Below are 9297 nucleotides of genomic sequence, written 5' to 3'. Positions count from 1 at the left end.
TTGAAGATTTGCGGCGGTCATGGCCAGGGTGAGACGCCCGGTCCCATTCCGAACCCGGAAGCTAAGGCCCTGCACGGCGATGGTACTGCACCCGACAGGGTGTGGGAGAGTAGCACGCCGCCGCATCACACTCACGAGGACCCCAGGTCGAGCACACGCTCCCAGGGGTCCTCCCATACCCAAACAAACACACACACAACAACCAGACACACGCCCACATACATCATCGACGATTCCGGATACCGACGCCCATGCGTTCCACCGCAAGGGCGTAATCCCACGATGCGGGCGAAAGTGGACAGTACCGGGCGTTCCATGCGGCGCCATTGTTACGATGGGGCGTTATGAGCGAGAACATCATGCGAATCATCGACCTTCGTGGTCAAGTCCTTTCCCGTGCCGAACTGCTGGCCGCGATGCCGCGCGCCGCCATGGGCACCTCCGAGGCCACCGATCTGGTGCGCCCGATCCTGGACGACGTCAAGGAGCGCGGCGCCGCCGCCCTGCGCGACTTCGAAGAGAAATTCGATCATGTCCGCCCCGAACACCTTCGCGTGCCCAAGGAGGCCATCACCGCCGCCCTCGATACGCTCGACCCCGAAGTCCGCGCCGCCATCGAGGAATCCGTGCGCCGTGCCCGCGCCGTCGCCGCCAATCAGGTGCCGAAGGACTTCCACACCGACCTCGCGCCCGGCGCCCGTGTCGCCGAACGTTGGATTCCCATCCAGCGCGTCGGCCTCTACGTGCCCGGCGGCAAGGCCGTGTACCCGTCGTCCGTCATCATGAACGCCGTGCCGGCCCAGGCCGCCGGCGTCGAATCGCTGGCCATCGCCACCCCGCCCGCCCGTGACGACGCGCAGGGCCTGCCCAACAAGACCATCCTCGCCACCTGCGCCATCCTCGGCGTGGACGAGGTGTACGCCGTCGGCGGCGCGCAGGCCATCGCCATGTTCGCCTACGGCGCCAAGGGCAGCGAGCCGCAGGACGGCGACGTGCTCTGCGATCCGGTCGACAAGATCACCGGTCCCGGCAACATCTTCGTGGCCACCGCCAAGTCCCTCGTCTCCGCCTTCGTCGGCATCGACGCCGTCGCCGGCCCCACCGAAATCGGCATCATCGCCGACAAGGACGCGAACCCGAGCCTTGTGGCCGCCGACCTCATCGGCCAGGCCGAGCACGACGAGCTCGCCGGTTCCGTGCTCTTCACCGACTCTCCGGAACTCGCCGACAAGGTGCAGGAGAACCTCAACTACCGTGTGCCGCGCACCGAGCACGCCGAACGCGTCCACACGTCGCTCTCCGGCACGCAGTCGGCCATCGTGCTGACCGACGGCCTCGACCAGTCCATCGACGCGGCCAACGCGTACGCGGCCGAACACCTCGAGATCCAGACCGCGAACGCGGACGACGTGGTCAAGCGCATCAAGAACGCCGGCGCCATCTTCCGCGGCCCCTACTCGCCGGTCCCGCTCGGCGACTACATGTCCGGCTCCAACCACGTGCTGCCGACCGGCGGCACCGCCCGCTTCGCCGCCGGCCTCGGCGTCCATACGTTCATGAAGCCCGTCGAAGTCATCGAATACGACGAGGAGGGACTCAAGGCCCTGGCCGCGCGCATCAACGCGTTCGCCGTCTCCGAGGACCTTCCCGCGCACGGCGAATGCGTGCTGTCCCGCTTCGTCAAGGACCCGTACGACAAGGCCACCCTTCGCGAACAGGAACAGGAGGCCGGCCTGCGCTGAGAGCGGACCGGACACGACGTCCCGCGTCATTGTGCGACGGGACGAACCCAGAAAGACCGAAACCAATGACTGACAACAACGCGATCCCCGCGAACCTGCCCCTGCGCAACGACCTGATCGGCGAGGAGCCGTACGGCGCTCCCCAGCTGGACGTGCCCGTGTGCCTCAACGTGAACGAGAACCCGTACACGCCGGATCCGGCCGTCTGCGACACCATCGCCCGCCGCGTGCGCGAGATCGCGCCGACGCTGAACCGGTACCCGGACCGCGAACACATCGAACTGCGCAAGGCGTTCTCCACGTATCTCGAACGCGAATCCGGCGTGAAGCTGGACGTCGACGAACTGTGGGGCGCCAACGGCTCCAACGAGATCATGCTCCAGCTCTTCCAGGCGTTCGGCGGCCCGGGGCGCACCGCACTCGGCGCCGACCCCACGTACTCCATGTACCCGGAGTATGCACGCGACACGTTCACCGGCTGGAAACTCGCCCACCGCAACGAGGACTTCACACTCAACGTGGAGAAGACCATCGAGGCGATCCACGAGGTCAAGCCGAGCATGGTGCTGCTCACCAGCCCGAACAACCCGACCGGCACCCCGCTGCCGATGGAGGACATCGAGCGCATCCTCGCCGCCTGCGAGACCGCCGAAGTGGCGGGCGCCGGCGAAGGCGTGCACCCGATTCTCGTCATCGACGAGGCGTACGTCGAGTTCCGCAAGCCCGGCACCCCGAGCGCCGTGACCCTCATCAAGGACCATCCGAACCTGGCCGTCAGCCGCACCATGAGCAAGGCGTTCGCCTTCGCCGGCGCACGCGTCGGCTACCTCGCCGCCAGCAAGGGCATCATCGACTGCGTGCGCATCGTGCGCATGCCGTACCACCTGTCCGCCGTGACGCAGGCCGCCGCCATCGCCGCGTTCGAGCACACCGACGAACAGCTGAGCCGCGTCGACCATCTGCGCGAGACCCGCGAGGCCACCGCCGCATGGCTCAAGGAGCGGACGTACAAGGGCGAACCGCTCGAAGTCGCCGAATCCGGCTCCAACTTCCTGCTGTTCGGAGGCCATTTCGACAAGCGCGACGCCATCTTCGAGGGACTTCTCGAACGGGGCGTGCTCATCCGCGTCGTCGGCCCGGACGGCTGGCTGCGCGTCTGCATGGGCACCGACGAGGAGATGGCACGCTTCCGTGACGCGCTCGTCGAAACGATGCGCATCGTGGAAGCCGAATAGGCAGAACAGGCAAACCCACCAGCCGGCCGCACCGGCATGAAGGAGCATCATCATGGCGCGCACCGCGCACATCGTCCGTGAGACCAGCGAATCGCACATCGACCTCGAACTCAACCTCGACGGCACCGGACAGACCGACATCGACACGTCCGTGCCGTTCTACAACCATATGATGAACGCGCTCGGCAAGCACTCGCTCATCGACCTCAAGATCCACGCGTACGGCGACACCGACATCGACGTGCACCACACCGTGGAGGACACGGCCATCGTCTTCGGCGAGGCGCTGAAGCAGGCGCTCGGCGACAAGCGCGGCATCCGCCGTTTCGCCGACGCCACCGTGCCGCTCGACGAGGCGCTCGCCAAGGCCGTCGTCGACATCTCCGGCCGCCCGTACGTGGTGTGCACCGGAGAGCCGGAAGGCTACGAATACTGCATGATGGGCGGCCACTTCACCGGCTCCCTCGTGCGTCACGTCATGGAATCCATCGCCCTGCACGCCGGCATCTGCCTGCACATGCAGGTCCTCGCCGGACGCGACCCGCACCACATCGCGGAAGCCGAATTCAAGGCGCTGGCGCGCGCCCTGCGCTTCGCCATCGAACCCGATCCGCGCATCGAAGGCCTCATCCCCAGCACGAAGGGAAGCCTGTGATGGCCGGCTGGGACGACATGGACGACCCGAACGATCCGACCAACCCGAACGATCCGACCAACCCGACCGACCCGACCGACCCGAACGGACAGGACGGCTTCGACCCGGACGCCTCGCACCTGTCCGACGAGGACATCGCCAGGGCGATGGCCGGCTTCGAGCAGGAGTTCGCGGACACGTCGGACGATGCCGGACATGGCGATGCGGGCCATGACGGCAAGGACCGTGGGGACGGGGAAAACGCGTCCGACAGCGACCTGCCGGACCTCGGCGACATCGACATCCCCGACGACGCCTCGTCCATCGACCCGTCCGCCGGGTTCGAGGACGCGCTCGCCGGACTGCTCGGTGACAAGGCGAAGATGGCGGCCATCGTCACCCGCATCGCCTCCGCGCAGCTGCTCGCCGCGTTCTGCCAGCTGTCCGACATCTCCGCCGACTGCGTGGGCTCCAACCAGGGCGCGATCGCGGTGCTGCGCAACCTCGACGGCGACGCGCCGGAGGCGGCCGCACGCGACATCACCACCGTGGTGGGCGGCATGAGCGTCGTGCTTGGCGTGAACCGCGCCGACAAGCTCGAAGTGACCCTGTATGCCGGAGGACAGGGCGGGCAGACGCTTGCGCCGCCCATCCTGTTCAACTCCACGCCGCGGTTCGTGGAGGACCTCATGCTGGGCATCACCACCGTGGCCCAGTTGAAGACCCAAGGCTTCGAGGTCGTCGATTCGGGCAGCCTCGACCACGATTCCGCCATGAAGGTGATTGCCGACCACACGCGGTTCGGCCGCGGCGGCTCCACCCGCGGGTCGCGCGTGTCCTGAGCCGCGACTGGTCGCCATCGACCGGCGGCGTCCCGTCCATCATCGTCCGCATCATCCCAACGAAAGGGGAGACAATGACCACCGCAGTGGTGTTCGACTACGGTTTCGGCAACGTGCGTTCCATGGTGCGTGCGCTCGCCCGTCTGGGCGTCGACACGTCCCTCACCTCCGACTACCGTCAGGCGCTCGAGGCCGACGGCCTCGTCGTGCCCGGCGTGGGGGCGTTCGCCGCATGCATGGAGGGCCTGCGCAAGGTGGGCGGCGACAGGGTGATCGTCGACCGTCTGCGCGCCGGACGCGCCGTGCTCGGCGTGTGCGTGGGCGAGCAGGTGCTGTTCGACACCGGCCATGAGCACGGCGAGAACGCCGCCGGCGTGGGTCTCATCGGCGGGAGCATCGATCCGCTCGACGCGGACGTCGTGCCCCACATGGGATGGGACACCGTCGAGGCCGCGTCCGGTTCCGTCCTGCTTGACGGCGTCGAGGACGAACGCTTCTACTTCGTCCACTCCTACGCCGCGCACGAGGCGACCGCCAAGGATCTGAGCGGTCTGCAGATCGAAATCGCCGACGAGCAGCGGGTCACCTGGTGCACGTACGGACGCAGCCGGTTCGTCGCCGCCTATGAGCGTGGCCCCCTGTTCGCCACCCAGTTCCACCCGGAGAAGTCCGGCGACGCCGGCGCTCAGCTCCTGAAGAACTGGATCGCCACGTTCTGACATGGGCGTGAAGCTACGACGGACGTTCCAAGAATCAACAGAAAGGCCTACTTATGTCCCTGACACTGCTTCCCGCCGTCGACGTGCGTGACGGCAAGGCCGTGCGTCTGCGCCAAGGCGAATCCGGCTCCGAGACCGACTACGGCTCCCCGCTCGAGGCGGCCCGCACCTGGGTGGAGTCCGGCGCCGAATGGATCCACCTCGTCGATCTCGACGCCGCGTTCGGCACGGGCGACAACCGCGCCCAGCTGCGCGAGATCGTCCACGAGCTCGGCTCCCGCGTCAACATCGAGATGTCCGGCGGCGTGCGTGACGACGCCTCGCTCGACGCGGCGCTCGAAGCCGGTGCGGCCCGCGTCAACATCGGCACGGCCGCGCTCGAGAACCCGGAGTGGACGCGCAAGGCGATCGCGAAGTACGGCGACCGTGTGGCCGTCGGCCTCGACGTGCGTGGACACACGCTCGCCGCGCGCGGCTGGACCCGTGAGGGTGGCGACCTGTTCGAGACGATGAAGATGCTCGACGACGCCGGCTGCTCCCGCTACGTCGTCACCGATGTGGCCCGTGACGGCATGATGAGCGGTCCGAACCTCGACCTGCTGCGCGAGGTGGCCGAACGCACGGACGCGAAGGTGACCGCCTCCGGCGGCATCTCCAAGCTCGACGACCTGAGGAACATCAGGAAGCTCGCCGACCTCGGCGTCGACTCCGCGATCCTTGGCAAGTCCCTGTACGCTCGCGCCTTCACCCTCGAGGAGGCGCTCGAGGTCGCTAGGTAGGCGTCGGCAGCTGAATCAACATGATGAATCCCGGAAGACCGGAACGTCTTCCGGGATTTGTTGTACTGGGAGGTTGTCAGCGCAAGGATTCCCGGAGTTGGTTGGTGGTTTCCGGGAATCCTTGTGCTGAGTCGCAGTCGGTGCAAGAAATCCCGGCGGATCGGGGTGGTTTCCGGGAATCCTTGCACAGAGGCATGATCAGCGCAGGGATTCCCGGAAAACCAGGTCGGCTCCCCGGGAACCGCCGGTCACGCGCAGGGCAGCTGCCCCTTCTTGATCATCTTCTTGAACACCGCGTAATCCTCGTCGTTCTGTTCGGCGTAGCTCACCGCGAACGAGGAGACCGCTTGGTCGAACTCGTCGGAGCCGCCCAGGTAGTTGGCGATGGCGATGGCGTCGCCGGTGCGCGCGTGCGCGTGCGCCAGGCACCATGCGCACATGCGCGCGAGGTCGGACAGCGCCGTGGCGTTGAGGTTGTCGATGTCGATGGATCCCTTGCCGTTCCACAGCTGACGCACGTAGTAGTCGCGTTGCCGGCCGTCCTCCGCCATGAGGCTTGTCCATCCGAGGAGCACGTCGGCGGTGGACTGGATGAGCTTCTGCCCCTGCACGACGCGTTCGCCGTGCGTGGCGTATGGTGAGGCGCCGCAGTAGTGCTCGAGCACCGAGTAGGTGGCTTCCTTCATCTGGATCATCATCGGATCGTCGATGTCGCGTGCGATCCACACCGTCGCCCACGCGCGCTGGCCCACGGAGCCGACGCCCACCACCTTGCGCGCCGCGTCCTGATAGCGGAAGTGGTCGAACACCCAGCGGCGGTCCTCGTACAGGGAGTGGCGGTAGTTGTCGAACAGGGTGTCGATGCGTGCCTGGAGGGCGTCGAGGTCCGCGTATCCGCTGAGCTCGTTGATGGGCACCAGCTCCGGCGGGTTCGATTTGAACCGCAGCTTGCCGTCCTTGAACCGGCAGAGCTTGGCGGCGGCCGCGTCATTGTCCTTGAGCAGCGCCTTCATGGCGGCCTCGCGTAGGGTGCGGTTGCGTTTGCCGCCCGCGTTCGTCTCGAACCGGTCGAGCGTCTCCTCCACGTCGAGATGCTCGTACCAGGCGTCGAGATAGTCCATTTCGGAGAACCATTTGATGCGTTCGCGGTAGGTGCGCACGCATTGCGTCACCGCGGCGCGGATGTCCTTCTCCTTGAGTTTGTTGGCGCGTCCGCAGATCTCGACGGAGACGGCGAGGCGCTTGAGGTCCCACTCCCAGGGGCCGATCGCCGTCTCGTCGAAGTCGTTGATGTCGAAGACGAGACGTGCGGAGGGGGAGCGGAAGATGCCGAAGTTGCCGATGTGCGCGTCGCCCACGCACTGCACGGGGATGCCGCTGACGGGCGTGGTGGCGAGGTCGTTGGTCATGATGAGCACGGTGCCCCGGTAGAACGTGAACGGGCTGACGCTCATCCGCTTGTAGCGCAGCGGGATGAGGTCGGGCACGCGGATGGCCGACTGCTCCTCGAGCAGGGCGATGGCCTCCTTGCGTCCGGACCGCACCTGCCAGACGGCGTGCGATTCGAGCGGCGCCTGCGCGCGGGCCGCGATGCCGGCGCGGGAGCGTTCGCGTGGGGATTCCGCCTGTCGCCACGAGGCGACGTCGATGGGGGGATGTTCGGATGGGGTGATGTGGTCCTCATTGCTCATATCCCACTACTGTACCGGCGCGTCCGTGCGGCCGCGCACGTATCCCGCGGTATGGGCCGGCGTGGGGCCGTCATGAGCGGAGACGGGGAGTGTGAAACGTCCTGTGAAACGTTCGTCCGATGTTGTGGAACAGTCCGTGAAACATGGGTCGTCCGATGGGGCGCGACGTGGTGCGACCGCGTCGTGATCGCCCTGCGGCGAAGGTGCGACGGGAAGGCGCCGTTCGGCCGTCTCATGCGGGAAGCCGGCGGTAACAAACCGATAACACGGCGATGTGAGGATTGGTGCCTATGGATAAGCAGCAAGAGTTTGCCCTGCGCACCGTCGAGGAACGCGACGTGCGCTTCATTCGCCTGTGGTTCACGGACGTGCTCGGCACCCTCAAGTCGGTGGCCATCGCGCCGGCGGAACTCGAGGCGGCGTTCGAGGAGGGCCTGGGGTTCGACGGTTCCGCCATCGAAGGCATGACCCGCGTCTCCGAGGACGACATGATCGTCAGGCCGGACCCCTCCACCTTCCAGATTCTGCCGTGGCGAGGAGGCCCGCAGGGTACCGCCCGCATGTTCTGCGACGTGCTCACCCCCGAGGGCGAGCCGAGCCTGGGTGACCCGCGCCACGTGCTCAAGCGCTCGCTCGCCAAGGCGAAGGAGAAGGGCTTCACGTTCTACGTGCACCCCGAGATGGAGTTCTACCTGTTCGAACAGCAGGACGACTGGTCCAAGGCGCCCACGCCCATCGACGAGGGCGGCTACTTCGACCACGTGCCGCGCAGCCCAGGCATGGACTTCCGCCGCGCCACCGTGAACATGCTCGAGCAGATGGGCATCTCGGTGGAGTACTCGCATCATGAGGCCGGCCCGGGCCAGAACGAGATCGACCTCCGGTACGCGGACGCCCTCACCACGGCCGACAACATCATGACGTTCCGCACCGTGGTCAAGGAGATCTCCCTGGAGCGCGGCATCCACGCCAGCTTCATGCCGAAGCCCCTGGCCGACGCCCCCGGTTCCGGCATGCACACGCACCTGAGCCTGTTCGAAGGGGACGCGAACGCGTTCTACGAGGCCGGCCAGGAGTTCAACATGTCGATGACGGCCCGTCAGTTCGCCGCCGGCATCCTGCACCACGCCGCCGAGATCTGCGCGGTGACGGATCAGTACGTCAACTCGTACAAGCGCCTGTGGGGCGGCAACGAGGCGCCGAGCTACATCTGCTGGGGCCACAACAACCGTTCCGCGCTGCTGCGCATCCCGCAGTACAAGCCGGGCAAGGGCAACTCCGCGCGCATGGAGTTCCGTGGCCTCGACCCGGTGGCCAACCCGTACCTCGCATACTCCGTGCTGCTCGCCGCCGGCCTCGACGGCATCGAGAAGCAGATGACGCTCGGCGAACCCACCAGCGACGACGTCTGGGAGCTCACCGACGAGGAGCGTCAGTCCATGGGCATCGAGCCGCTGCCGCGTTCCCTCGGCGCCGCGCTCAAGATCATGGAGAAGTCCGACTTCGTGGCCGACGTGCTCGGCGAGCACGCCTTCAACTACTTCCTGCGCAACAAGCGCCGGGAGTGGGAGGAGTACAACCAGCAGGTCACCCCGTACGAGCTCAAGAAGTATCTGCCGAAGCTGTGATTCCGTCGTCCGTCTGTGGATGATATG

The 9297-nt window shown here is 66.7% G+C and carries 8 protein-coding genes and 1 rRNA gene; 8 read left to right on the top strand and 1 reads right to left on the bottom strand.

Annotated features, from left to right (window positions below; translation table 11 throughout):
- The first annotated feature begins 9 nt into the window (after nt 1-9).
- The 7 genes from rrf to priA all read left to right on the top strand — a co-directional run bounded on the left by rrf (nt 10) and on the right by priA (nt 5951).
- Nucleotides 10-126: ribosomal RNA gene (gene rrf / locus KIH78_RS05230) — 5S ribosomal RNA — on the top strand.
- Nucleotides 127-344: 218 nt separating this feature from the next.
- Nucleotides 345-1742 (top strand): histidinol dehydrogenase, encoded by a 1398-nt coding sequence (gene hisD, locus KIH78_RS05225; RefSeq protein WP_214315249.1) that lies wholly within the window; start codon nt 345-347, stop codon nt 1740-1742.
- Nucleotides 1743-1807: 65 nt separating this feature from the next.
- The gene (locus KIH78_RS05220) at nt 1808-2977 is read left to right on the top strand and encodes a histidinol-phosphate transaminase (RefSeq protein WP_219131549.1); all 1170 of its coding nucleotides are present in this window, start codon (nt 1808-1810) and stop codon (nt 2975-2977) included.
- 52 nt (nt 2978-3029) lie between these two features.
- A complete protein-coding gene (hisB, locus tag KIH78_RS05215; RefSeq protein ID WP_219131548.1) occupies nt 3030-3632 on the top strand; it encodes an imidazoleglycerol-phosphate dehydratase HisB in 603 nt (200 codons plus the stop codon).
- Nucleotides 3632-4453, top strand: a complete 822-nt coding sequence (locus KIH78_RS05210) for a hypothetical protein (protein WP_420830121.1) — start codon at nt 3632-3634, stop codon at nt 4451-4453. Before hisB ends, KIH78_RS05210 begins: the two co-directional genes overlap by 1 nt.
- Before the next feature lie 74 nt (nt 4454-4527).
- Nucleotides 4528-5172 (top strand): imidazole glycerol phosphate synthase subunit HisH, encoded by a 645-nt coding sequence (hisH, locus tag KIH78_RS05205; RefSeq protein WP_219131547.1) that lies wholly within the window; start codon nt 4528-4530, stop codon nt 5170-5172.
- A gap of 53 nt (nt 5173-5225) precedes the next feature.
- The gene (gene priA, locus KIH78_RS05200; protein ID WP_219131546.1) at nt 5226-5951 is read left to right on the top strand and encodes a bifunctional 1-(5-phosphoribosyl)-5-((5-phosphoribosylamino)methylideneamino)imidazole-4-carboxamide isomerase/phosphoribosylanthranilate isomerase PriA; all 726 of its coding nucleotides are present in this window, start codon (nt 5226-5228) and stop codon (nt 5949-5951) included.
- Between the two features lie 248 nt (nt 5952-6199).
- Here priA and KIH78_RS05195 read toward each other — a convergent pair whose 3' ends face one another.
- Entirely contained in the window at nt 6200-7642 is a 1443-nt protein-coding gene (locus tag KIH78_RS05195; RefSeq protein ID WP_219131545.1) for a DUF2252 domain-containing protein, read from the bottom strand.
- A 290-nt stretch (nt 7643-7932) separates the two neighbouring features.
- On the opposite strand from KIH78_RS05195, the gene glnA reads away from it, so the two are divergent.
- Nucleotides 7933-9270: a type I glutamate--ammonia ligase gene (gene glnA, locus KIH78_RS05190; RefSeq protein WP_214315236.1), complete on the top strand. Its 1338-nt coding sequence runs from the start codon at nt 7933-7935 to the stop codon at nt 9268-9270.
- The last annotated feature ends 27 nt before the right edge of the window (nt 9271-9297 follow it).

The organism is Bifidobacterium saguinibicoloris, from assembly GCF_019331725.1.
GTDB classification, from domain to species: Bacteria; Actinomycetota; Actinomycetes; order Actinomycetales; family Bifidobacteriaceae; genus Bifidobacterium; species Bifidobacterium saguinibicoloris.
Note: the sequence above shows the minus strand (reverse complement) of the source record. Positions and strands in the feature narration are given on the sequence as shown.